At 49.9% G+C, this 23,410-nt stretch carries 21 protein-coding genes; 9 read left to right on the top strand and 12 right to left on the bottom strand.

Annotation, left to right across the window (positions count from 1 at the left end; genetic code table 11):
• Window positions 1-185: 185 nt before the first annotated feature.
• The 3 genes from F569_RS0110130 to tpiA all read right to left on the bottom strand — a co-directional run bounded on the left by F569_RS0110130 (window position 186) and on the right by tpiA (window position 2,880).
• Window positions 186-923 (bottom strand): SDR family NAD(P)-dependent oxidoreductase, encoded by a 738-nt coding sequence (locus tag F569_RS0110130; RefSeq protein WP_169697920.1) that lies wholly within the window; start codon window positions 921-923, stop codon window positions 186-188.
• An 18-nt stretch (window positions 924-941) separates the two neighbouring features.
• A complete protein-coding gene (locus F569_RS0110125) occupies window positions 942-1,973 on the bottom strand; it encodes a phosphotransferase family protein (RefSeq protein ID WP_026942117.1) in 1,032 nt (343 codons plus the stop codon).
• A 187-nt stretch (window positions 1,974-2,160) separates the two neighbouring features.
• The gene (tpiA, locus tag F569_RS0110120) at window positions 2,161-2,880 is read right to left on the bottom strand and encodes a triose-phosphate isomerase (protein ID WP_026942116.1); all 720 of its coding nucleotides are present in this window, start codon (window positions 2,878-2,880) and stop codon (window positions 2,161-2,163) included.
• Between the two features lie 126 nt (window positions 2,881-3,006).
• On the opposite strand from tpiA, the gene F569_RS0110115 reads away from it, so the two are divergent.
• The 6 genes from F569_RS0110115 (at window position 3,007) to F569_RS0110085 (ending at window position 9,813) form a co-directional block, all read left to right on the top strand.
• Window positions 3,007-4,932, top strand: coding sequence for a peptidylprolyl isomerase (locus F569_RS0110115; protein ID WP_026942115.1), 1,926 nt, complete (start codon window positions 3,007-3,009; stop codon window positions 4,930-4,932).
• Window positions 4,932-6,395: an anthranilate synthase component I gene (gene trpE / locus F569_RS0110110; RefSeq protein ID WP_034388162.1), complete on the top strand. Its 1,464-nt coding sequence runs from the start codon at window positions 4,932-4,934 to the stop codon at window positions 6,393-6,395. Before F569_RS0110115 ends, trpE begins: the two co-directional genes overlap by 1 nt.
• Window positions 6,396-6,706: 311 nt before the next feature.
• A complete protein-coding gene (locus F569_RS0110100; RefSeq protein WP_026942112.1) occupies window positions 6,707-7,285 on the top strand; it encodes an anthranilate synthase component II in 579 nt (192 codons plus the stop codon).
• Complete coding sequence (gene trpD, locus F569_RS17470) at window positions 7,282-8,253, top strand: anthranilate phosphoribosyltransferase (protein ID WP_051279710.1); 972 nt, start codon at window positions 7,282-7,284, stop codon at window positions 8,251-8,253. Before F569_RS0110100 ends, trpD begins: the two co-directional genes overlap by 4 nt.
• Window positions 8,246-9,043 carry an indole-3-glycerol phosphate synthase TrpC gene (gene trpC / locus F569_RS0110090; protein WP_233353635.1) on the top strand — a complete coding sequence of 266 codons (798 nt, stop codon included), beginning with the start codon at window positions 8,246-8,248 and terminating at the stop codon, window positions 9,041-9,043. Before trpD ends, trpC begins: the two co-directional genes overlap by 8 nt.
• Window positions 9,040-9,813, top strand: a complete 774-nt coding sequence (locus tag F569_RS0110085; RefSeq protein ID WP_026942110.1) for an enoyl-CoA hydratase/isomerase family protein — start codon at window positions 9,040-9,042, stop codon at window positions 9,811-9,813. Before trpC ends, F569_RS0110085 begins: the two co-directional genes overlap by 4 nt.
• Before the next feature lie 5 nt (window positions 9,814-9,818).
• Here F569_RS0110085 and F569_RS0110080 read toward each other — a convergent pair whose 3' ends face one another.
• A complete protein-coding gene (locus F569_RS0110080) occupies window positions 9,819-10,427 on the bottom strand; it encodes a hypothetical protein (RefSeq protein WP_154813706.1) in 609 nt (202 codons plus the stop codon).
• Between the two features lie 91 nt (window positions 10,428-10,518).
• Between F569_RS0110080 and lexA the strand changes: the two genes are divergently transcribed.
• The gene (gene lexA, locus F569_RS0110075; RefSeq protein ID WP_026942108.1) at window positions 10,519-11,151 is read left to right on the top strand and encodes a transcriptional repressor LexA; all 633 of its coding nucleotides are present in this window, start codon (window positions 10,519-10,521) and stop codon (window positions 11,149-11,151) included.
• Here lexA and F569_RS19000 read toward each other — a convergent pair whose 3' ends face one another.
• Window positions 11,152-13,236 carry a ComEC/Rec2 family competence protein gene (locus F569_RS19000; RefSeq protein WP_051279707.1) on the bottom strand — a complete coding sequence of 695 codons (2,085 nt, stop codon included), beginning with the start codon at window positions 13,234-13,236 and terminating at the stop codon, window positions 11,152-11,154.
• 56 nt (window positions 13,237-13,292) lie between these two features.
• Between F569_RS19000 and gltX the strand changes: the two genes are divergently transcribed.
• Window positions 13,293-14,714 carry a glutamate--tRNA ligase gene (gltX, locus tag F569_RS0110065; protein WP_026942107.1) on the top strand — a complete coding sequence of 474 codons (1,422 nt, stop codon included), beginning with the start codon at window positions 13,293-13,295 and terminating at the stop codon, window positions 14,712-14,714.
• Window positions 14,715-16,016, top strand: coding sequence for a citrate synthase (locus F569_RS0110060; protein ID WP_026942106.1), 1,302 nt, complete (start codon window positions 14,715-14,717; stop codon window positions 16,014-16,016).
• Between the two features lie 2 nt (window positions 16,017-16,018).
• On the opposite strand, the gene lpxB is transcribed toward F569_RS0110060, so the two are convergent.
• The 7 genes from lpxB to bamA form a co-directional block, all read right to left on the bottom strand.
• The gene (gene lpxB / locus F569_RS0110055) at window positions 16,019-17,173 is read right to left on the bottom strand and encodes a lipid-A-disaccharide synthase (protein WP_026942105.1); all 1,155 of its coding nucleotides are present in this window, start codon (window positions 17,171-17,173) and stop codon (window positions 16,019-16,021) included.
• 24 nt (window positions 17,174-17,197) lie between these two features.
• On the bottom strand, window positions 17,198-18,031 hold the full coding sequence (locus F569_RS0110050) for an LpxI family protein (RefSeq protein ID WP_034388159.1): 834 nt from the start codon (window positions 18,029-18,031) through the stop codon (window positions 17,198-17,200).
• Between the two features lie 2 nt (window positions 18,032-18,033).
• Window positions 18,034-18,831: an acyl-ACP--UDP-N-acetylglucosamine O-acyltransferase gene (gene lpxA, locus F569_RS0110045; protein WP_026942103.1), complete on the bottom strand. Its 798-nt coding sequence runs from the start codon at window positions 18,829-18,831 to the stop codon at window positions 18,034-18,036.
• Window positions 18,828-19,283, bottom strand: coding sequence for a 3-hydroxyacyl-ACP dehydratase FabZ (gene fabZ / locus F569_RS0110040; protein ID WP_034388157.1), 456 nt, complete (start codon window positions 19,281-19,283; stop codon window positions 18,828-18,830). The genes lpxA and fabZ overlap by 4 nt, the downstream gene beginning before the upstream one ends.
• A complete protein-coding gene (lpxD, locus tag F569_RS0110035; protein ID WP_026942101.1) occupies window positions 19,283-20,293 on the bottom strand; it encodes a UDP-3-O-(3-hydroxymyristoyl)glucosamine N-acyltransferase in 1,011 nt (336 codons plus the stop codon). The genes fabZ and lpxD overlap by 1 nt, the downstream gene beginning before the upstream one ends.
• A gap of 75 nt (window positions 20,294-20,368) precedes the next feature.
• A complete protein-coding gene (locus F569_RS0110030) occupies window positions 20,369-20,944 on the bottom strand; it encodes an OmpH family outer membrane protein (RefSeq protein ID WP_034388154.1) in 576 nt (191 codons plus the stop codon).
• Window positions 20,945-20,946: 2 nt separating this feature from the next.
• Window positions 20,947-23,406, bottom strand: a complete 2,460-nt coding sequence (gene bamA / locus F569_RS0110025; RefSeq protein WP_026942099.1) for an outer membrane protein assembly factor BamA — start codon at window positions 23,404-23,406, stop codon at window positions 20,947-20,949.
• Between the last annotated feature and the right edge of the window lie 4 nt (window positions 23,407-23,410).

The following is a 23,410-nucleotide window of genomic DNA, read 5'->3' as shown; positions in this document are numbered from 1 at the left end:
GGGCTGCGCTGAAGGCACGTTATGAATTTTATATACCCCCTAGGCTGAAACATTTGAATCGCCGCCTAAATAGCGGAAATTTTCGCACTTGGGCCAAAAGTGGAGTTTTTCAACACTATCGGGGCGAAGCTGACATTAGAGAGCGTGTTACTTGAGGCGCTTATAGGACGCTCCAAGTTTGGCCTTTAGGATAGGATCATGCCGCCATCCACGACAAGTGTTTGACCCACGACATAAGACGCTAAGGGAGACGCCAAAAATAATGCTGCGCCTGCTATTTCCGAGGGTGTACCGGAACGGCGAAGCGGAATAGATTTCACCATCATATCATGGCGTTTTTCATTTTCAGATGTGACTGCCGTTAGCTTGGTTTCTACATACCCGGGCGCGATACCATTTACACGGATACCGTCACGGGCCCAAGCCTCGCCGAGCGTCGCTGTCAGCGCCGCAGCGCCTGCTTTGGACGCGACATAGGCGGGGTTACCCATTGAAGATCTGAAGGCGACGACGGAACTCATAATGATTAGAGAGCCGGCGCTTTCTTTCAACATGGGGTGAAATTTACGGCTGCAATCCATGACGGAGTTGAGGTTCACGTTCATCACTTCGTCCCAGCCAGCTCTTTCGAATTCCGCTTTGCCGTAGCGTACGAGCCCTTGACAAAGCACAAGAATGTCCAGGCTTTCAAATGTGGGCTTGGCGGCATCAATCTGATCAAATTTTGAAACATCAACGCAGCTATAGGTCAGGCCTTCCAAATCAGAGCCGTCAGCAGCGCTGTAGTCTGATGCGCTCTTACGCGTTCCCCAAACATGGACATCCGCTCCGCGCGCGCGAAAATTTTGCGCTACGCCATTTCCAATTCCGCTTGAGCCCCCCACAATGAGAGCGGTCTTATCTGTGAAATCCATATCATTCATAATCGAGCTCTCTGCGCTTTAGCCGCCCGCCATTAAGCGATGTGCTTTTTTGAAAAGGTTTATCGTAATGCCGTGTAGTATGTCGCCTGTTTCTTTCGGCGCTTTTCCTGCACTGGCCCGTGCGTGCGTGCCCTCTAGAATAGCGCCAAGTTTGAAACATGCCAACACGCCGAACCAATGAATACTATCCATATTGCGCCCTGAAACGTCGCCGTAATGCTTCACCATATCGCTGACCTCCGCAAAACCATCCCAAGGCTCAATGTTGAAAATTCGAAACTCCGGGTCGGACGGCCACGTCGCCATGACCCAGCCCACATCAATCCGCGGATCACCGATTGTCGACATCTCCCAATCGATCATCGCGGCAAGCTCGCCGCTATCAAGCGCAAACATCACATTCCCAATATGACAATCGCCGTGAATAATACCGGGTTGATAGTCAGTTGGAATATTATCATCGAGCCACTGGGCTATTTTGGGGTAATCGCCCAAATCTGTAGAACCTGTCCAATTTTCAAATTTCGAATAACTTTCAATCTGGGACAACCAGCGGCCCGCTTGGCGCTCAAGAAAGCCATCAGCTTTTCCAAAATCTTTCAGCCCAGCGGCCTGATAATCCACCCCCGCCAATGCGGCCATACCCTCCATATAAGAGAAGCTCATCCGGTTTCGGATGTCCCGGCTCTGACTATGCGGCTTTGGTAATTGATTCGCAGGACTAATCCCGTCCACAGGCTCCATGAGATAGAAATATCGGCCCAAGGTCTCGGTGTCCCAGCACCCCGCGATGAATTCAGGATGCGGGACATTTGTTCCGGAAAGCCCATTCAAGACCACGCCTTCGCGCCTCATAATTGTGTTGGACTCAGCTCTCGGATGCGGCGGCGGCGCGCGAAAAACAAACCGTCGTCCATCGCGTTCAAAGAGGAACATAATGTTCTGGGTTCCGCCCGACAGCATTCGGGCGTTGGAAATGTCACCGTCTCCGAGCACTTGCTTATCCATCCACGCGAGGAGTTTTTCCTGATCAACGGGCAGATAAGTCATTCACCTTGCCTCACCAAATCAATTTGCCATCGCACCATATTGCTCTCCAAAACAAAGTATGGGTATGCAGGATATTAATTGGAAACAATAGTTAGGTTTGAAAAATGCGCGCAACCATCTTTGTGGGTTTTCTGATACTCCGCTAACGTCCCCTTTGAATATAATAACTCCAAATACCAAACCCACCCTACGCCGCCCGCGCTATCGCCGCCAAACTCTCCATCTCCAAACTCGCGCCGCCTATTAGCGCGCCGTTGACATTCTCGGTACCTAATATCTCTTTGGCGTTGGCGGGTTTGACGGAGCCTCCGTACAGAATACGCACATTGGGGCCGACGATTTCGCGTATGACGGCGTGCATTGCTTTGATGTCGTCTGCTGTGGCGGTCATGCCTGTGCCTATGGCCCAGATGGGTTCATAGGCGAGAACATAATCGGTTAGGCCTTCAGGCACAGAGGCTTTGATTTGCGCGGAGACAACGCTTTCGGCCTGGCCGTCTTTGCGGGTATCCAAGCTCTCGCCGACGCAAATGATGGGCATTAGGCCTTGCTTGGCCGCCGCCATAGCTTTGGTGGCGACATCTTCGTCCGTTTCGCCGCCCGCACGTATTTCAGAGTGACCGACAATTACGAAATCAGCACCCGCAGATTTTACCATTCCCGCGCTTACCTCCCCTGTGTGCGCGCCGCTCTCTGCACGGTGGCAATTTTGCGCGCCTAGCAATATATTCGTCTCAAAACAGCTTGCGGCCATAGGCGCGATGAAAAGCGCGGGAGGGCAAATAAGGATGTCCAAGTGCCCACGCTCAGTCGCGGGCATAAGGGTATCAAATTGAGCCGGCTTTTCTATCCAGCTCATATCTCCGTGCATTTTCCAATTTCCGGCAATTAAGGGGCGCATAATCATTCCTTTGAATCTGGCCTTGAATCAGCGCTTATAATGCCGTGATTACTCTGCATGACAAGACTAATCGCTCTTGTATCGAGTCGGGCGCATGGCTATGTAAGTTTTCGATTTGAACAGGATGGACTTATGGCCGAATCTGTAGGCGGAAAAATTCGTAATTTTATGGTGGCCATTTTGGTCGGCCTTTTGGTTGTGGCTTTTGCGGTTTGGGGCGTGAATGACGTGTTCACTGCGCGTGCCGGAAATGCCGTCATTACCGTTGGCGATGCGGAAATTACCTCGGCCGAATTTGAGGATGCCTTTTCGCGGGAGCTACAGACGCTGAACCGCGATAATGGCACCTCTGTCACTAACCAACAGGCCTATGCCCAAGGCATTCATAACCGTGTTTTACAGAACTTGCTGACAGATACCGTCATTGGCATAGACGCGGACGAGCTGGGCGTGGGGGTGAATCGCAGTGTGGCCCGTGATGTGGTCAAAGATATCCCAACCTTTCAAAATGACCTGACGGGTGAATTTAGCGAAGAGAAACTCAATAATATTCTCGCGCAGAACCGTATTACGCGCAAGCAATTTGAAGATGATATCTTTCGCACGCTTCGCCGCCAACAAACCGTGCCGGCGATTATTGGCGGTCTGCAAGCCCCGGCTGAATATGCCACGCAGCGCTATAATTTCATTACGGAACAGCGCAAAGCTGAAGTTCTGACGATCACTGCGGAGGCTGTCCCTGCCCCGCAAGAGCCGAGCGAAGAGGAATTGAAGGCCTATATTGATCAAAACGGCGCAGCTTATACAGCGCCGGAATATCGCCGCGTAGTGATGCTACGTCTTGAACCCTTTGATTTGACGCCCGACATGGACGCAACTGAGGATGAAGTAAAAGCCGCGTTTCAATATCAGATTGACCTCGGTGAAATCGGATCGCCTGAAACGCGCTCTGTTGTTCAAATTACGGCGACAGACGAAGACACAGCGATCAAAGCGGCTGAACAGCTTGCGCGTGGTGATGATGCTGTGGCGGTTGCCGCCGGTCTAGGACTTGTCGATCCTGAAATTTATACGGATGTTCTGAAAGATGCCATCCTTGACCCTGAAACCGCTGAAGCCGCCTATAGTCTTGAGCAAGGCAAAGCCAAAGCCGTTCTCGGAAGCCTTGGCAATTGGTATGCTGTCGGCGTTACAGCGGTCACGCCCGCCGTTATTCCTGACTTTGACGCCCAAAAGGACGAAATTCGAGAGACGCTCTTGACGGAAAAAGCGAAAGAAGCGCTCTATGATATTACTGCGGATATTGAAGACGTGATGACAGACGGCCTAACGCTGGAAGAGATTGGCGCCAAAGTCGGATGGCCTTTATCTTTCTATGATTACATTGACCGCTCAGGCACAACACGTGACGGCGTCAGAATGCGCGGCTTCTCTGCCATCCCCGGCATAGCGGCAGATGATATTTTATTGCGCGAAGTCTTTACAAGCGATTTAGGCTTTGAAACTGATTTGTTTGAAACCGGAACGGAAGGTTATGCCTCCATCCGCGTTGAAGATATTATCGACAGCACAATGCGCCCCTTTGAGGAGATCAAAGACGTGGCGACTTCCGCTTGGAAGGCTGAGCAAACGGGGGAAGCTTTGGATGAATTGGCCGCAGAGCTGGCAAGTAAAATTCAAACAGGCGAAGATATAAATACCGTCGCAAAAACAGTCCAGAACGGTGCATCAGTTGAAGATATCGTCATTGTCCGCGCACAGCCGCCCCGCACCCTTGGTAATGCCGTTGCGCTTGGTATGCTTGACGGCGCAGTAGGCGCTGTTTCGCGCGGTCCCGGACCGGACGGCACGACCCGCCAAGTCGCAAAGCTGACCGAAATCGTGCCCAATCAGGATGGTCTCGCGGGACAATTCCTCGATGTTTTGCAAGAGCAAGCGACACAAGCGATTAGCTCTGATCTGCAAAATGCTTATCAGCAAGCGATCCTGCGCGAGAATGAGCTTCGCGAATATCCTGATAAGGTTCGCACGGCGCTCGGCATCACTGACAATCAGTAATGTCTTTAAAAATAAGCCCTAGCCAAGAGGAGTTTGACGGATCAAAGCCGCAGCTTGTCTATGCGCGGGTTGTCAATGATCTGGACACCCCAGTCTCGGCTTATCTGAAAATCGCGACGGGAAAACCTTACGCCTTTTTGTTTGAATCTGTGCAGGGCGGTGAAATTCGGGGACGTTATAGCTTTTTGGGCTTCTCACCCGATGTCATTTGGCGCTCCCAGGGTGACGTTAGTGAAATCTCCCGTGATGGCGAGGCGTTTAAAACATTGGACGGGCAGCCGCTAGACACGCTCCGCGCCCTTCAAGCCGAAAGCGCTTTTGATCTCCCCGAAGGCATCCCGCCTATGGGCGCCGGGCTTTTCGGTTATCTCGGTTATGACATGATCCGCCAAGTGGAGACATTGGCCTCTGACTTGCCTGACCCTATCGGCACCCCTGACGCGATTATGGTACGGCCTACAATCGTCGCCATCTTTGATGCGGTGGCGCAGGAAATCATTGTCGCCTCACCTGTCTATCCCGGCGGGAGCTATCACAAAGCCGTCAAGCGTATTCAGGCCGTGGTGCGCGACCTTAGCCTGCCCACCAGCCATAACGTCATTGAAGATATAGACACGCCCGTCATAGAGCCGAAACTGGGCACGACGGTCAGTGCGTTTTCAGAGCGCGTAAAAAAGGCAAAAGATTACATCCTGTCAGGGGATATTTTCCAAGTGGTCATCGGACAGCGCCTCTCCGCGCCGCTTCCCGCCAGTGACTTCGCGCTTTACCGTAGCTTGCGGCGCATGAACCCCTCGCCCTTTCTTTATTTCCTGAATTTCGAGGATCACAGCATTATCGGCTCCAGTCCTGAAATTCTGGTACGTCTAAGGGACGGTGTCGTTACCATTCGCCCTATCGCGGGAACACGACCTCGCGGAAAGACACAAGCTCAAGACCTACAGCACGAGAAAGACTTACTCGCCGATCCAAAAGAATGTGCCGAACATCTTATGCTGCTCGATTTGGGCCGCAATGATGTGGGCCGCGTGTCGAAGGCCGGCACAGTCCGCGTAACAGAACACTTCACCATAGAGCGCTATAGCCATGTCATGCATATCGTCTCTAATGTCGAAGGAGATATTCTAGATGAACATGACTCGATCTCTGCTCTCTTCGCTGGCTTCCCTGCGGGCACAGTGTCAGGCGCGCCCAAAGTACGCGCTATGGAAATCATTGACGAGCTGGAAGCCGAAAAGCGCGGCATCTATGCGGGCGCGGTGGGTTACATCTCCTCTAACGGCGATATGGACACGGCTATCGCTTTGCGGACTGGCATCGTCAAAGACGGTACGCTCCATGTCCGCGCAGGCGCAGGTATTGTTATGGACTCCGTACCCAAATCTGAATTTGAAGAAACGCTTCATAAGGCTGCTGCGCTCTTCCGCGCGGCTGAGCAGAGCGTGAAATTTGATCGGAATTGACTGTGAATTTATGGATATGTTCAATCAGTATCGGAGTAATGATATTTATCATATCAATATTTAAGTTCATTAAATTGCGGAGCAAGGGTGACTGGCAGTCCAAAGAACTATCACATTTATCGCTTATGATTGGCGCTACAGCATTAGTATTACCTTTATTACCAATTTTGATGTTTTTTACACCTATATTGCTATTTATTCCATTTTTACCCCTTATATTTCTAGCTTGGTGGATGAACTATAAGACGCAAAAAAGACTAAATGACATTCAGGCTATGAAAACCACAAGTCGAAACGAAAGATTAAAATAAATGACACTCCTCGTCATCGATAATTACGACAGCTTTACCTATAACCTCGTCCATTATGCGCAGGAGATGGGCGCGGAAACGCACGTTATCCGCAATGATGATATGGGCGCGGGACAAGCGCTAAGCCTTGGCGCGAAGGCCGTCATGATATCCCCCGGCCCTAAGACCCCGGATGAGGCGGGTATGTGTCTGGACCTCCTCGCCCAAGCCCCTGAGGACCTGCCCATTCTCGGCATTTGCCTCGGTCAGCAATCTATCGGTCAGGCTTTTGGCGGTAAGGTCATCCGCGCAAAGCAAATCATGCATGGTAAGGTCAGCGATATCCACCACGACGGCACGGGATTATTTAAAGGCTTGGATAACCCGTTCAAAGCCACACGCTATCACAGCCTTTCAGTAGAACGTGAAAGCCTACCCAATTGCCTCGCGGTGAATGCTTGGACGGAAGATCAAGAAATTATGAGCCTGCGCCATAAAACGCGCCCTATTCACGGTTTGCAATTTCACCCTGAGTCGATTGCCTCTGAAAATGGCCATGCCTTGATTTCAAAGTTCCTACAGATTGCGGGCCTGAAATGAGTGACTTCGCAGATATCATGCGCAGCATCTTGCGCGGCGAGAAATCTGACGCGGAGATTCAAGACTTCCTTATCGGCTTAAACGACGCTGGCCTAACATCTGAGCAAGTTCGTATCGGCGTTGAAATTATGCGGGAAAATATGACCCCCGTTGATATTCCGAATGCCATCGACATTGTTGGTACAGGCGGTACGGGATTGCATACGCTCTCTATCTCCACCGCTTCCGCCCTCGTCTGCGCGGGTGCAGGCGCAAGGGTGGCCAAACATGGCAATCGCGCGGCAAGTTCTCTCACAGGCACAGCTGACACGCTCTCAGAGCTTGGCGTAAACCTCACTATTACCCCTGAAAAAGCAGCGGAATGTGTCGATAAGGCGGGTGTCGGTTTTCTCTTCGCGCCCAACCATCACCCCGCCATGCGCTTTGTCGGCCCTGCACGGAAAGCCATTGGAAAGCGCACGCTCTTTAACCTACTCGGCCCAATGAGTAATCCCGCCAGTACGCCGCGTATGCTGGTTGGCGTGAATAATGATGATTGGCGGCACCTCATGGCCGAGGCCTTTGTCGGCTTGGGCGCTGAGCATATATGGGTTGTTCATGGGTCTGATGGCCTAGACGAAATTACAACAACTGGCCCGACATTCGTGTCTGAGGTCAAAGACGGACAGGTAACAGAGTTCACCATTTCGCCCGAAAGCTATGGTATTGAGCTGACCACAATAGAGAGCCTTCGAGGCGGGCACCCTGCCGAGAATGCCCATGCCATGCTGGCCTTACTCAAAGGCGAACATGGCGATTACCGTGATATTGTCAGCCTCAATAGCGGCGCTGCCCTGATGATTGCAGGGCTAGCAAGCGATATTCCAAGCGGCATAGATATGGCAACGGAAAGCATCGATAGCGGCAAAGCCCTGAACGCCCTTGAGACTCTTATAAAGGTGTCGACCGGAGAGATTGCTCATGGCTAGCCTGATGGACGCCCCAGACGTGCTCAAAAAAATCGCGGCCTATAAGGCCGATGAAGTCGAAGCTCTGCGCCAAGACATTTCCATCCAAGAGCTGCGCGAGATTGCGGCGGACCTGCCTCGCCCGCGCGGCTTTACCAAAGCCATTCAATCCCAAAGCGGCCCAGCCCTGATTTGTGAGGTCAAAAAAGCCAGTCCCTCCAAAGGGATTATTCGCAAAGACTTTGACCCTGTCGTTATTGCGCGGAGCTATGCCGAGGGCGGCGCGGCTTGCCTCTCTGTTCTCACCGACGGCCCCGGATTTATGGGCAGCAATGCTATCTTTAAACAAGTACGCGGGGCGACTGAGTTACCCCTACTCCGCAAGGACTTCATGCTAGACCCTATCCAAATCGCCGAGAGCGCGGCCATGGGCGCGGATTGTATCCTAGTCATTATGGCGATGATTGATGACGATACCGCCAAAGCCTTGATGGATGAAGCCGCCTCGCTGGGACTAGACGCGCTTGTTGAAACCCATGACGCCGCCGAACTCGCCCGCGCGGTAAAGCTCGGCGCGAAGCTCATAGGTATCAATAATCGCGACTTACGTACATTTGATACAACACTGGACACATTTACGCGCCTCGCCTCAGAGGTGCCGCAGGATGCAACCTTGATCGCAGAAAGTGGTATCTTTACGAAAGACGACATTGAGCGATTAGCCAAACATGGCGCGCAGGGTTATCTCATCGGCGAGAGCTTTATGCGGCAGGATGATGTGGCGGGGGCTGTTCGAGGCTTACTGGCATGAGCGGAACCTTAAGATCAGGCTATCACTCTAAACATATTGCCTGGCTTGAATTTTCCAACCCCGGCAAACGTAACGCCTTATCTTTAGATATGTGGAAGGCCTTGCCGAGCCTTTTAGATGAGCTAAGCGCAAATCCTGATTTACGCGTCCTTATCGTCTCTGGCGAAGGTGAGCATTTCACCTCAGGCGCAGATATCTCTGAGTTTGAAACCATTTTTAAAACCGAGGACACCGCCAAAGACTTTAACGAAGCTGTTGATGCCGCTTTTGATAAGCTCGTTGAATTTCGGGCCCCGACCCTTGCCAAAATACGCGGCGGTGCGGTGGGCGGTGGTTGCGGCTTAGCGCTGGCGTGTGATGTGCGAATAACAGATGAGACGGCTTTTTTCGCCATACCGCCTGCCAAGCTCGGCATTATCTACCCCTTCCCTGAAATCACCCGTTTGGCCGCCACAGTGGGTATTCCTATGGCGAAAGACATGCTCTTTTCGGCTCGTAAGATTAAGCCCGAAGAGGCCCTGCGCATAGGCTTAGCCAATCAGATTGTCAGCTCTGAATCGCTAGATATAGAAGTTTTGAGATATGCAGAAACCCTCGCAAAACTCTCCCCGCATTCACTGCGCGTCACAAAAGAGGTGATGGCCCATATCGAAAAAGGCGGCGTCACAGCAACGCCCGACATTACAAACAAGATCACAACAGCCTTTGTCAGTGACGATTTCAAAGAAGGCTTTCGCGCCTTTCTAGAGAAGCGTCAGCCAGAGTTTTAGGGGGATTAAGCCACAACTTTCCTTAATTTTGTTACAACTTCCCTTCTAGCCTTTTTTGTTTGAAAAACTGTTGGAATTTTCCGTAACCAGCTATGCTGTGAAACATATCCTGAAGTGCTTATAATTCGTTTCTTTCTATCAGAAGATTGTAAGTAGTTTAAAATAGTCAATGCCATTTCACGATTGAAGGCCCAAAGAGTTTCTCCCTTATAATCAACTTCGAAAAACGCATCGTCTGGCCAAGTCAAAGTATGTAATTTACGCAAAGAACAGCTATGACAAACAACCACACCCCGACTTAAATTATGTCTGACATAAAAGTTATTTGGCTTAAAATCTTCTGCTTTCACACCTACAGGTAAATCATGAATTACATCGATATTTCGTTTGCCTAATCCTGGATCGTACCAGGCTAAATATTGCCAGCCAGAGTCACTGAGCACCTTTTGAGTCTTAAACGACTTAGACTTGTCAAAATAAGGTCTATCAATTTTCTTAGGAATTATACTTTTTGAGAAAGAAAACTCAGAATGACAGCTACAATGCGGGCACTTCACCGAAACAATATTTGGCATCGGTAACCACATGTAAGCCTTTCCTTTTATAGATGTCATACTTGTTTATATTTAGATTTCTACCACTTGACAACACAAAGAACATCTATAGAACAAAATTAATGTTGCCACTTTGTTCGGAGTCTATCTGATGTTAACCCAAAAACAAAAAGACCTTCTTTTACTGATTGATCGTAAAATCAAAGCTGTTGGGGTTCCGCCCTCTTATGATGAAATGAAGGATGCTCTGGGTCTTGCCAGTAAGTCGGGTATTCACCGCTTGATTACGGCGCTCGAAGAACGCGGCTTTATCCGCCGCCTCCCGAATAAAGCCCGCGCACTGGAAGTGTTGAAACTCCCTGAGGATTACACATCCGCCCCTGCTCCCGTTGCGGCGAATGACGCTTATGAAGTGCCCTTTGTCGGTAAGATTGCGGCAGGTAATCCGATTGCCGCGATTGAAGACAGCTATAACATGATTTCTGTTCCGCCCAATATGATGGGTCCAGATCACTTTGCTCTCGAAATTGAAGGCGAATCCATGATTGAAGCTGGTATTTTAGATGGTGATATCGTTATCGTAAAAAAGGCCAATACGGCGCGCAATAACCAAATCGTTGTCGCCCTTGTCGATCAAGAAGAAGCCACGCTAAAGCGCATTTACAAATCCGGACAAACCATTGAACTTATTCCAGAAAATAAAGATTTTGAGACAAAGACATTCGGCCCCGACCGCGTCGAAGTCCAAGGCATTTTAGTTGGGTTAGTGCGAAAATATCACTAATTATGACCAAGGCCGTCTTCGTCTTGCTTCACTATTAGCCGGAACAAAAACCGCCTCTCCATTTTTGATGTAGACATCCTGCGCTCCTTCTTTTGCAAAGCGTTTAGCATCAAATAAATGGGCTTTGCATTGCCGTTTCACGACGGGACCCGCATCGCGTTGAGTGAGCACAACAATATCAGATTGACGGCATTCTTCTGCAATTTCGGACGGATGATTCACAACGGAAATTTGTTGACCCTTTACTTTGAAACGACATGCAAGCCTATCGCAATCCGCCAAGGCGTCTTGATAGCGCTCAATCTCTCCATTTGGAGCACCGCTCATTTGCATAAATTGACTACGGCCATAACGATCAGACCCTTTGCGCCCAACATAAAGTACCTCTCCGCCCTCACCCCAAAAAGCGACCTGTCCGCTATCGGATATACGCATGTCGGGGCGCGATGTTTGGCTCCACAGGGCGAAACAAATGATAGCTAAAGCAAAGCCCAGATAGCGCCTTTGTTTTTCTCCCAAGGTGATAAGCAAAAACCCAAAACCAAAAACCCCAATCACCCATGGCGGCGCGGCTTGGACATACCACATTGCGCCAGGCCAAGAGGCCACCCAGTCTGCAATATAGAGCATTCCCGACAGTCCTTTTCCCATCACAACAAGGGGCCAATGCTCAAGACCGAAGGGCAGTGCAATCAATGTAGCAAGGGCGGCTGGCATCACAAAAAATGTAAAGAGCGGCATAGCAAGAATATTTCCAATCAGGCTATATCGCGCGATGCGGTTAAAATGAAGCACGGCAAAACCCGATGTCGCCGTGCCCGCAACAAAGCTGGTGACTGTTATCGTTGAAAAATTGCTTTTTAGCCTATCCCATATATGCGTCTGTGGCTTGTATATGCGCCGCTTATCCCACTCTCTGTAAACCACAACCAAAGCTGCCACGGCGGCGAAGGACATCTGAAATCCGACGGAAATCAACGCCTCAGGATGAAACATCAGCGTCGCAAGCGCGGCGACCATGACCGAGCGCATCGAGAAGGCGCGGCGATCCAGCACGACAGCCAGAAAGACAATAATCGCCATGATATAGGCCCGCTGCGTCGCGACGGAAGCGCCTGAGAGAATCAGATAGCCTGTTGCCGCTAGCGCCCCAATTATAGCGGCAGGTTTTCGCACATCATAACGGCGGGAAAGCGGTGAAATTGACGCGAGCATAAGCGTTGCAAGCCAGAAACTGCCCCCTGCCAACAATCCCATATGCATACCCGAAATCGCAAGCACATGAGCCAACCCCGCCACGCGCAGATTTTCTGTTTGTTCGGGCGGAATATAGGCGCGCACTCCCGTCAATAAAGCCGCCTGCAGGCCCGCCGTTTTTACCGGAGCGGCCTCGCGAATATGATCTGCGAGACTATACCTGAAGCGAACAACGGCGCGTTTGAGTTTTTCCTCAGGTGATAATACGCTGAGAACGGCAGGTTCAGGCGCGCGAATTGCAAAACCGTAACCGCCCATTTGCTCAAAGAAAGCCCGCCTTGCCGGATCATATCCCTTGGGCACAACAGGACCCGGCGGCGGGGTCATGACGGTCAAAACGCTTACAGCATCGCCCGCAGCAAAACCTTCCGTCTTGGCTCTTATTCTTACCCGCTTGGGCGTGTCTTCGGGCCTAAGCCCCTCAATCGCATTCACCCGCAATCGCCAACGATATCCATTGCGTGAGCGCTCAATGGCCTCCACCCATCCTGTGACCTCATAGATGCGCTCATAATTCGCGAGCCTTGGCGTTTCAGACGCAGTGCTGTGCCAAGCGGAACGTCCTGCGCCCAACAAAATTATGAGGATCACAAAAAATAGTGGATAAAGCCGTGGCATGATCCGGCTAGATGCGGCTGTTCCTGCCGCGATCAGCACAATCAGCACGCCAAGGCTTGTGATTGAGGGCTCGAAAGGCAGCGCGAAATACACCGCAATTCCCAAAGCAAATGCGGCCACATTCCAATCAAAGTTTTGATAATGAGGCGCCGACCAGCCTTGCAAAATCGGCTCTACTCGTCGTTCGAATATCCTGTTAATTTGCGTCATATTATGAGATAGGAGCCCCGAAACATGGGCTACACCTTAAGAGTTGCAGGACACAGATGACAACACCAAAAGTAATCACGCGATTTGCCCCCTCACCCACAGGGTTTTTGCATATTGGCGGTGCGAGAACAGCGCTCTTTAATTATTACTTTGCGCGGCATATGGGCGGTGAGTTTCTCTTGCGCATTGAAGACACTGATAAGGCACGGAATAGTGAGGCCGCTGTACAAGCCATCATTGACGGTATGAATTGGCTAGGCCTTCATCATGACGGCGAAATTGTCTATCAAAGCCAAAACGCGGACTCGCATGTTGAGGCGGCCAAAGCTTTACTGGAATCCGGCGCAGCTTACCGCTGTTACGCAACACCTGAAGAACTTGAGACCATACGCGAGCAAGAGAGCGACACAGCCTTCAGAAGTCCTTACCGCGATCAAGCAGAACAGCTGGATAAGCCCTATACCGTCCGTTTTCGAGTTCCAGAGGGCGAAACCAAAATAACGGATCATGTTCAAGGCGGCATTGTCTGGGATAACAAAAACTTTGACGATTTGGTGCTGCTTCGAGCAGACGGCACACCGACCTATATGCTCGCCGTTGTAGTGGATGATCACAATATGGGCGTCACACATGTCGTGCGCGGCGATGATCATCTCATCAATGCCGGGCGCCAGACTTTAATATATCAAGCGTTGGGCTGGGAGGTGCCTGAATGGGCGCATGTCCCGCTTATCCACGGACCTGATGGTAAAAAACTCTCCAAGCGCCACGGCGCATTAGGGGCGGAGGCTTACCGTGATATGGGGTATCTGCCAGGCGGGTTGCGGAATTATCTTCTGAAACTCGGCTGGTCTTATGGTGATGAAGAACTGTTTTTCACGGATGAAGGTATAGCGAAAGTCTTTACTTTGGACGGGATCAATGCGGCGCCCGCCCGTCTAGATTTTGATAAAATGGATTTTATCAATGGCCAACATATCCTGCATGAGCCCGATGAAAATCTAATAAAGCAAGCCATCCCATTTTTGGAAGAGACCAATCAAGGCGCATTGCCAGATGATCTCTCCACCAGGATTATGGCAGCGATGGAAACGCTCAAACCACGCTCGAAAACCTTAAAAGAGTTAGCCGAACAAGCTCGTTATCTAATGTTGAAACGGCCTTTGGAGATAAGCAGTAAAGCTGCAAAACCTCTGAGACGGGACGGCGCAATATCGCATCTATCGGCTTTGACTTTACGGCTAAAATCCTTAGAAGGGCCTCAATGGAGCCATGATACTATTCAAGAGCTCTTACAAGCATATGTGTCGGAACACGACATTGGCTTTGGCAAAATCGGTCAGCCCGTTCGCGCGGCGCTCACCGGCGGCGCACCCTCCCCGGATTTATCCTGGGTTCTCGCTCTCTTGGGCAAGGACGAGGTGCTCGGACGGCTAAGCGATGTCATTGAAAACGACCAAGAAACGAAAGAGGATTAAATGGAAAATAAGATCACGCAAACAGGAACCGCCAAAGTCACCATTGGTGATCAAAGCTACGACCTTCCCATCATGAAGGGCTCCATGGGCGCACCTGGCATTGATGTACGTGCTTTACACAAGCATTCAGGTCATTTCACATTTGACCCTGGCTATACATCGACCTGTTCGACGGAATCTCAAATTACGTTTATTGATGGCCAAAAAGGGCAGCTTCTTCACCGCGGCTATCCTATTGAGCAGCTTGCCGACAAATCGACATTCCTCGAAGTTGCCTATCTCATGATACATGGCGAATTACCAAATGCAGCTCAGAACACAAAGTTTACGCGCACCATCACAGAGCATACGATGCTCCACGATCAGGTTGAGCAGTTCTTCCACGGCTTCCGCCGCGATAGTCACCCCATGGCGATGATGTGCGGGACAGTAGGGGCTCTTTCAGGGTTTTATCACGATGACACCCATACAACAGTCAATGAAGCCCGTGATATGGCCATGCATCGCCTCATCGCGAAAATGCCGACGATTGCGGCGCGTTGCTACAAATACTCTATCGGTCAGCCTCACGTCTATCCTAACAATGAACTCTCTTATGCGGAAAATTTCCTGCATATGTGCTTCTCTGTTCCAGCTGAAAAATACAAGGTCAGTAAAACAATTGTGGATGCGATGGATAAGATTTTTATCCTTCATGCCGATCATGAACAAAACGCCTCAACGTCAACCGTACGACTCGCAGGTTCATCAGGTGCAAACCCTTATGCTTGTATTGCGGCAGGTATTGCCTGCCTCTGGGGCCCGAGCCATGGCGGAGCGAACGAAGCTTGCCTGAACATGTTGCGCGAGATTGGAACAGTTGACCGCATTCCTGAATATATTGCCCGCGCAAAAGATAAGCAGGATCCTTTCCGCCTTATGGGCTTTGGTCACCGCGTATATAAAAACTTTGACCCGCGCTCACGCGTTTTACAAAAAGTTGCGCATAATGTTCTTGAAGAGCTTGATTTAGATAATCCAATTCTTGAGGTCGCTAAAGAGCTAGAAAAGATCGCGCTCGAAGATGAGTATTTCATCAGCAAGAAACTTTATCCGAATGTGGACTTCTACTCCGGTATCGTTCTCTCAGCCCTTGGCTTCCCCACATCAATGTTCACGGTGCTGTTCGCACTTGCAAGAACTGTTGGTTGGATTTCACAGTGGAATGAAATGCTCGAAGATCCGAGTCAACGCATTGGGCGTCCCCGTCAGCTTTACTCGGGTGCTGTAGCGCGCGATTATATGGATCTATCGAAACGATAGGACTATGCGCCAATAATCTCTAAAACCGTCAAGGCGGCCCGCTCACTCGCGGAGCCGCCTTTTCCTTTCATCCTATCCGTTTGCGCTATGAGAGCATTTGAAGCCTCTTCCCGTTTTGTCTTATTTTCCAAATATAAGACGATAGCCTCCGCCAAGTTTTCTCCTGTAACGTCACCTTGAATGAATTCAGGCATAAGTTCCTGATCAGCCGCTATATTTACGATTGAGATATAATCAGGCTTATAAAGTTTTTTGGCTACAGCATAAGTCAAACCGTTTAGACGGTAAGCCACCACACTTGGTACGCCTGCACAAGCAAGCTGCGTTGTGATTGTTCCTGAACAGGCCAGCGCTACATCACTAGCTGCGAAAACATCAAACTTTCTGGCTTCGGGCAATAAGATGACATCTTGCAGTCTTAAATCCTGCCCTGCCGCCGCATTGACATCGGTTGCAATGGACTCGGAAACAGGGCTGATGAATTTAAGGCGGGCTCGTTCCGACTTTAAAAGAGCCACAGCATCGGCAAATGGCTTGGCGAGTTGCTGTATTTCGGACAAGCGGCTACCAAAGAATATAGATACGACTTCATCCTGAGAGTCTATTCCCAGCTCACGCCGCAATTTACGCCCATCCCCTTGCCTGTAATCTGTATCAAACATGGGATTACCAATGTAACTTACGGGCAAACCATGCTTTTCAAAGTAAGGCGCGTCAAAGCTATGTATGGTCAAAAGGTGATCAACATATTTCGCTAGTATTTTTGATCGCCCCTCGCGCATGGCCCAAACTTGTGGGGCTAGATATTTGATAATTTTCCCATCATACCCCGCTTTTTTAAGGCCCTTAGCGACCCGTATCATAAATCCCCAACTATCTATGAGTATCACAGCATCAGCGCCCGAGGACACTATGCTTTCAACGGTGGCGTTAACCCGCTCCAATATCATTGGGTAAGACTTGAGGCCTTCTACAAAGCCGAGAATGGCGAGCCCTGAAATATCAATTTCGCTGATGATACCTGTCTCGGCCATGGCCGGGCCGCCTATCCCTATAAATGAAACATCTTTAACCTTGGCCCTGATATGATTAGCAAGCTCCGCTCCTAAATGATCGGCAGAGTTTTCAACGGCAACGATATAGATGGACGGCGTCATATCTGTGTATTCACGCCCTTCACATTAGGACTTGGACGCGGGTAGCCCTGCAATGAAAAGCCCCGCCGCATTTGCCAGAGCAATAACCTCTTCACGGTCAATAATGAAGGCACGGCCGCCCTCTGCGACTATACCGGCAAGACCCGCGGCGGCGGCATTCTCAAGAGTTGCTGGCCCTATCGTAGGAAGATCAACACGTGTTTCTTGTGTTGGTTTTATCATCTTTGCAAGAACACCCTTTCTTTCGATAGAGGATCCGCGAATTTCAACGGGTAGCTCTGCAATGCGCCTTAACATAGCGTCTGTGCCTTCTTGTGCTTCGACCGCCAAAACGACACCGTCGCATATAACGGCGCCTTGACCTATATCTAACGCGCCAATGGCTGAGGCTATTTCACACGCTTTTTGGGCATCGTTCTTATGCTGTTCGGTCAAAGCGATAGCCCCCAATATACCTTCAGGCAAGAGAAGGGATTGGCACACATCTTGAGGTGCAATTACCTCAAAGCCTTCTTTCTCAAAAAGCCCCAAGAGATACCGCATCAGAGCATCATCGCCTTGCTTTGCGGCTTTCATCGCGCCGCCCATATGAAACATCGCCTTTAAGTCGGGCTTCAGGCTTTTAAAATCGGGACGTTTCACAATTCCAGCAAAGCAAATATGAGTGGCCTTCGCCTTCTTCAGGGCTTTGGTTATTTTGCCAAATTCTGCAATGCCAAAAGCTTTGGCCTCTTCGTAATCTAGGGCTTTAGCAAAACCTTTAAGGGCGATAATTGTAACCTCATGTCCGTCAGTTTGAGCTGCTTTAACCACATGTTTTGGAAGCGCACCGCCTCCCGCTATAACACCGATATGCATGATTATGACCCTGTATGCGGCATGCAAATGCGCCGGTTTTTCTGGGCACGAATAAAGCCAACAATTTCCATAACAAGTTCGTGGTCATGATAGGTATCAGCGGCATCATCAAGACGCTCGGCAAAGGTACCTTCTTCCGCAAAGAGTAAGCGGTAGGCTGATCGTAAATCACGAATTTTTTCTCGTGAAAACCCGCGGCGTTTTAGTCCAATTATGTTCAAGCCTGCCAGATGCGCGGCATTCCCTATAACGGAGCCGTAAGGAATGACGTCAGTCGTAACCGTTGCCATACCACCAATAAAGGCATGCGCGCCAATACGCGTATGTTGGTGAATTGCGCAAAGACCGCCCAATATCGCATGATCTCCAATAGTTACATTACCCCCAATCTGAGCCCCGTTAGAGACGATTACATGATTACCCATCTGGCCCTCATGCGCCAAATGTGTCCCGACCATAAAGTAACAATCTGTTCCGATGCGCGTGACAGGTTCCCCAATATCTACGCCAGGGTGAATATTCACGTTTTCGCGAAAAATGGAACGCGCGCCAATTTCAATACTGACGGGGCCGCCCTTATGCTTAAAGTCTTGCGGTGGATGGCCCATAGACACGAAGGGATAAAGCTTACAGTCTTCGCCGACTATTGTATCACCTACCAAATTGACTTGGCCGATAAGCTCGACATTTTTGCCGAGTTTGACGTCAGGTCCCACAACGCAGAGCGGCCCAATTTTAACGCCGTCCGCCAGCTCAGCTTTCGAGTCAACAAATGATGACGGGTGAATGTCGATGCTCATTTTTTATAACTCATTTCTGCCGCTGCAAATTTCAGACTGGCGGCAACTTTTCCGTCAACCTTCGCTGTGCCTGTAAATTTATAAAAAGGTAGGCGAATTTTTTCGATCTCGACATCAATGGTCAGCATCTCGCCAGGCTCAACGGGCCGCCGAAATTTTACGGCATCTACATTTGAGAACGCAATAAACTTATCATCGGACAAACCGCGTGTTAGCGATACGAGAAGCGCCCCTGCCTGAGCCACGGTTTCGACAATTAAAACGCCGGGCATTATCGGCATACCCGGAAAATGCCCCTTAAAATAAGCGGCTTTGGGGTCGACATCAGATTCAATTGTGATTGTGTCTTCGCCAAGCGCCGTAACTCGGTCGATGAAAAGCATCGGATCACGGTGCGGGAGATAATCTTTTACATAGGTTTGATCCAAAGGGAGGGTATGAGTTTCAAGCATCAGGTGTCCCTTTTAGGTTTTTGTATAAGCTTCCGCGTCGCATTCACAACACGCATATGGTCCCGTATCGGCATTGCAGGGATACCGCTCCAGACCTCTCCGGCGGGGATATCATGCATTACGCCTGCCCGCGCCGCTATGGATGCGCCGTCACCTACTGATAGATGATCCGCCAGACCGACATTACCGCCCATTTGAACGCCCTTGCCGACATTACAGCTGCCAGAAATCCCCGTATGTCCAGCTATTACCGTGCCAGTACCGATCGAACAATTATGTGCAATCTGAACAAGATTATCAATTTTGACATCGTCCTCTATGACCGTATCGCCAATCTGTCCACGATCTACGCAGCTTTGCGAGCCAATAGAGACTCGGTCCTTGATGATGACACGGCCTAAATGCGGGATATCAATCATACCATTTTCATCCCGCGCAACACCAAAACCGGCCCCACCAATGACAGATGAGGATTTTATTTTACAATTTTGACCAATAAGAGCGCAACGAATATCCACATGCGACCCAATAACAGTACCTGCCTTAATATGCACACCAGGTCCAATAACGGTGTAGGGCGCTATTTCAACAGAGTCTTCAATTACTGCCCCTGCCCCGACAATCGCAGAGCTATGTATATTGGCAGACTTTGCGATCTTTGCTGAACCGTTAAAATTTGAGAGAGTTTTGGGAGATGCGAGACGTTCCATAGCGCGCGCAAAATGTGCGCGTGGTGTTTTCGTCACTATGGGAATAATATGCTGAGACCCAATAATTTCAGCCAAGCGGTCTGTCACAAAACAAGCTGTTGCTTTGGCCGTGAGAGCTTGGTCTTTATGACGTTTATTCTCTAAAAAGCTAATTTGCGCCGCCAAACTCTCCGCGAGGATAGCACCTGAAGCTATCTCTTCATCAGAAAATTTGGCGTGGGGTAGTTCGGCCTCAAGGCCTTGGATAAGGTCACCCAAAGATAAAGGGCCGCGGGAGATATAGAAACGGGTATCAATCATACCTGTCTCCTATTCCACACGGCCCTGAAAGGAATATCAATTCACGTTACTTTCCATTGCGGAAAGACATGTGTCTTAGCTCTTGCGCGGCAGGCGCTCACGCGTAACAGGCACAGTTTTCATCTGGCTGTTCAGACGGCTGATCACCGTGTCAGTCACATCAACCGGATCGCCATAAATGACCAAAGAACGTTCTAAAACCACATCAGCATTGCGCTCTGCCACAATAGCCTTGAGGATTGTGCGGAGGCGTTCTTGGACTTTTTGAACAGCTTTCGCTTCGGTTATTTTCATTTCCTGCTGCTTATATTGCAGGTCAATAGCGACTTTTTGTTGGTCTTGTCTGAACGTCTGAATTTGCTGTTGCAAAGCGGTATCGCCTTGCAATGAGGCCATTGTTTTCCCTTTCAGCTGAGCTTCAAGAGATTTTCCTTTAGACTCAAGCGGAGAGGCTTTGGCTTTCGCTTCAGCTTCCATAGATTTGCCAATCGTCTCTAACTGACGGGCGATATGCTTACCCACATCAGAGTCGCGCAAAACACGACCTGTATCCACAACGAGAATAGTACTTTGTGCAAATGCACTTGCGGAGAAAAGAATTGCCGCAGCGAAACCAATCGCAGCGCGGAAGAGTGTTTTATGCATAGTCATAATTAGAACCTTGTTCGGGTTGTAAATTGGAAAGACTTACGATCATCGTAGTCAAATTGTCTGAGAGGCTTCGTAAAGTCAAAGCGGATAGGGCCGAACGGGCTTTCCCAGAAGATAGACGCACCGGCCATGGCGCGGATGTCAAGATCATCAATCGTGCGCGTGTAAAACGCGTCAGCTGTGAGTTGTTCTCCCGTGACGGGGTCAATTCCTGTATCAAATTTTTCATTATCATCCAAAAGGCCAACAGTTCCTGCTTCTACGAACAAGCTACCTAATAAATTCGGGATGCCAACAGGAAAACTCACCTCAGCTGCAGCGATACCAAAGGCGTTACCGCCCAAAGAGTTTAGACGCCGAACGACAGCTCCAGTATTCGGGTCGTATTGAACAACACGCGGACCAATACCAGCATTATCATATCCTCGGAATTCGAAATTACCCTTAAAGTAGCGATCATTAATCGAAACCGGGTCACCGCCCCACCCTTGAATGTAACCGCCCGACAGCGATGCACTCGCAATCACGTTCTTGTAAAGACCGCGATAAGCATTGGCACGTACGTCCGTACGAAGGTATTTAACATCGCCGCCGACACCTGCTGCATCTTGCGAGAAGCGCACATCAAAACCGCGAGTGGGCGTAATGGGGTCATTTCTGCGGTCCCAACCAAATGTATAGCCGAGGATAGAAGAAATTCGTCCATTAATTTGATCACAGAAAGCTAATTGCTGCTGCGATATCGTTGTTCCGCCATCAGCGGCAGCCGCACATGTCGTAGCATTAACGCCCGGCGATTCGATTTTTTCCTGACGCAATGAATAGCGCGTTGAAAGGGTCGTGTATTCAGTCAGTGGGAAGGCCAAAGTTACCTGTCCACCCGTCCGTGACTGACGGAAATTCGCCTCTTCCAAAAAGTCGATAACAATATCAAAAAGTTCTACACCGGCCGCAAGATTTCGTCCCAAGAAGCGCGGTTCCGTAAAGCGTAAGTCAATTTCACGGCGGTTCGAACTGGCCCGGATAACGAAACGCAAGAGTTGCCCACGGCCACGAAGGTTACGCTGCGTAATAGACAGATCCACCAAGAAGGCGTCGGCAGAGGAGAAACCCGCTGAGAATGAAAGCTCGCCCGTAGGTTGCTCTTTAACAGAAACTTCAACAATCGCGCGGTCAGCTGCACTACCTTGTCGCTCTGTGATTTCCACCTCTTCAAAGAAGCGAAGCGCACGCACACGGTTACGGGAGCGGTCAAGCAAGATACGGTTAAAGGCATCACCCTCGACGAGTTCCATTTCGCGGCGAATAACGTAATCAAGCGTTGTCGTGTTGCCCACAACATCGATACGCTCAATGTAGACGCGTGGTCCTTCAACAACATTGAAAACGAGATCAACAGTTTTTGTATCGCGGTTACGTTTAATATTCGGCTGGATATCCACAAAGGCATAACCCGATGTCCCTGCCGCAAAGTTAAGCGTGTCAATCACATCTTCAACGCGGCTAGCATTATAAATCGTACCGGGCTTAATTGCGATCAGGCGCTCTAGGAAGTCAGAGTTCAAATCATCAAGTTCTGTTTCAACGGATATGTCACCCCAAGTATATTCTTCGCCCTCATCCACTGTGAAAGTAATGTAGAAATCTTCTTGGTCTGGCGTTAGTTCTGCGACAGCGGATACCACGCGAAAATCTGCGAATCCGCGATTAGTATAGAACGTCCGTAATTGCTCGCGATCATATTCAAGGCGCCCCGGGTCATAGTTATCATTTGAAGAGAAAAATTTATACCAGCTCGACTCAGCTGTCACGATTTCCTTGCGCAGGCGGCGATCAGGAAACTCGCTGTTCCCGATGATGTTTATACGCTTAACGCCTGTGACTGGACCCTCTGTGATCTCAAAAATAAGGTCGACTCTGTTCTGAGGTTGTTGCACGACCTTCGGCGAGACTGTCGCCGCAAAACGGCCAGACTGTCTGTAGAGCTCCACAATCCGCTGGACGTCAGCCTGAACGTTTGAGCGCGTAAAAATAGCACGAGGTTCGGCCTCAATTTCATCGGTAATTTTATCAGCTTTAAGGGCCTTATTTCCTTCAAGGATCACGCGATTAATAATCGGGTTTTCTATCACTCGAATAAGCACATTGCCATCTGCGCTTGGTTCAATCGCAACATCCGCAAATAAGCCCGTCGCATAAAGCGTTTTAATAGACAAATCGATGCGGTCTTCGCTGTAAGGGTCACCAGGCGCAAAAAGCAAGTAAGACGCGACAGTATTCGCTTCGACGCGCTGATTGCCTTGAACCTGAATGTTTCTAATAAGCGTGGGCTGCTGAGGTGCAGACGCCGCAGGAGCTTCCTGCGAGGCTGCCAGAGGTGGTAATGCTGCAGAGAACATAGCTGCCACAAGAACAGCAAAAATACGTAAGCTAGCCAGTCGCATGATGTTATTCAGTCCCATAAAT

Source organism: Hellea balneolensis DSM 19091 (genome assembly GCF_000428525.1).
Lineage (GTDB): Bacteria > Pseudomonadota > Alphaproteobacteria > Caulobacterales > Maricaulaceae > Hellea > Hellea balneolensis.
Note: the sequence above shows the minus strand (reverse complement) of the source record. Positions and strands in the feature narration are given on the sequence as shown.

Bases quoted from the DNA above. Each gene is read 5' to 3' on its own strand.
- F569_RS0110130 (WP_169697920.1), bottom strand. From the start codon at position 923: ATGAATGATATGGATTTCACAGATAAGACCGCTCTCATTGTGGGGGGC.
- F569_RS0110125 (WP_026942117.1), bottom strand. From the start codon at position 1,973: ATGACTTATCTGCCCGTTGATCAGGAAAAACTCCTCGCGTGGATGGAT.
- tpiA (WP_026942116.1), bottom strand. From the start codon at position 2,880: ATGATTATGCGCCCCTTAATTGCCGGAAATTGGAAAATGCACGGAGAT.
- F569_RS0110115 (WP_026942115.1), top strand. From the start codon at position 3,007: ATGGCCGAATCTGTAGGCGGAAAAATTCGTAATTTTATGGTGGCCATT.
- trpE (WP_034388162.1), top strand. From the start codon at position 4,932: ATGTCTTTAAAAATAAGCCCTAGCCAAGAGGAGTTTGACGGATCAAAG.
- F569_RS0110100 (WP_026942112.1), top strand. From the start codon at position 6,707: ATGACACTCCTCGTCATCGATAATTACGACAGCTTTACCTATAACCTC.
- trpD (WP_051279710.1), top strand. From the start codon at position 7,282: ATGAGTGACTTCGCAGATATCATGCGCAGCATCTTGCGCGGCGAGAAA.
- trpC (WP_233353635.1), top strand. From the start codon at position 8,246: ATGGCTAGCCTGATGGACGCCCCAGACGTGCTCAAAAAAATCGCGGCC.
- F569_RS0110085 (WP_026942110.1), top strand. From the start codon at position 9,040: ATGAGCGGAACCTTAAGATCAGGCTATCACTCTAAACATATTGCCTGG.
- F569_RS0110080 (WP_154813706.1), bottom strand. From the start codon at position 10,427: ATGACATCTATAAAAGGAAAGGCTTACATGTGGTTACCGATGCCAAAT.
- lexA (WP_026942108.1), top strand. From the start codon at position 10,519: ATGTTAACCCAAAAACAAAAAGACCTTCTTTTACTGATTGATCGTAAA.
- F569_RS19000 (WP_051279707.1), bottom strand. From the start codon at position 13,236: ATGACGCAAATTAACAGGATATTCGAACGACGAGTAGAGCCGATTTTG.
- gltX (WP_026942107.1), top strand. From the start codon at position 13,293: ATGACAACACCAAAAGTAATCACGCGATTTGCCCCCTCACCCACAGGG.
- F569_RS0110060 (WP_026942106.1), top strand. From the start codon at position 14,715: ATGGAAAATAAGATCACGCAAACAGGAACCGCCAAAGTCACCATTGGT.
- lpxB (WP_026942105.1), bottom strand. From the start codon at position 17,173: ATGACGCCGTCCATCTATATCGTTGCCGTTGAAAACTCTGCCGATCAT.
- F569_RS0110050 (WP_034388159.1), bottom strand. From the start codon at position 18,031: ATGCATATCGGTGTTATAGCGGGAGGCGGTGCGCTTCCAAAACATGTG.
- lpxA (WP_026942103.1), bottom strand. From the start codon at position 18,831: ATGAGCATCGACATTCACCCGTCATCATTTGTTGACTCGAAAGCTGAG.
- fabZ (WP_034388157.1), bottom strand. From the start codon at position 19,283: ATGCTTGAAACTCATACCCTCCCTTTGGATCAAACCTATGTAAAAGAT.
- lpxD (WP_026942101.1), bottom strand. From the start codon at position 20,293: ATGATTGATACCCGTTTCTATATCTCCCGCGGCCCTTTATCTTTGGGT.
- F569_RS0110030 (WP_034388154.1), bottom strand. From the start codon at position 20,944: ATGACTATGCATAAAACACTCTTCCGCGCTGCGATTGGTTTCGCTGCG.
- bamA (WP_026942099.1), bottom strand. From the start codon at position 23,406: ATGGGACTGAATAACATCATGCGACTGGCTAGCTTACGTATTTTTGCT.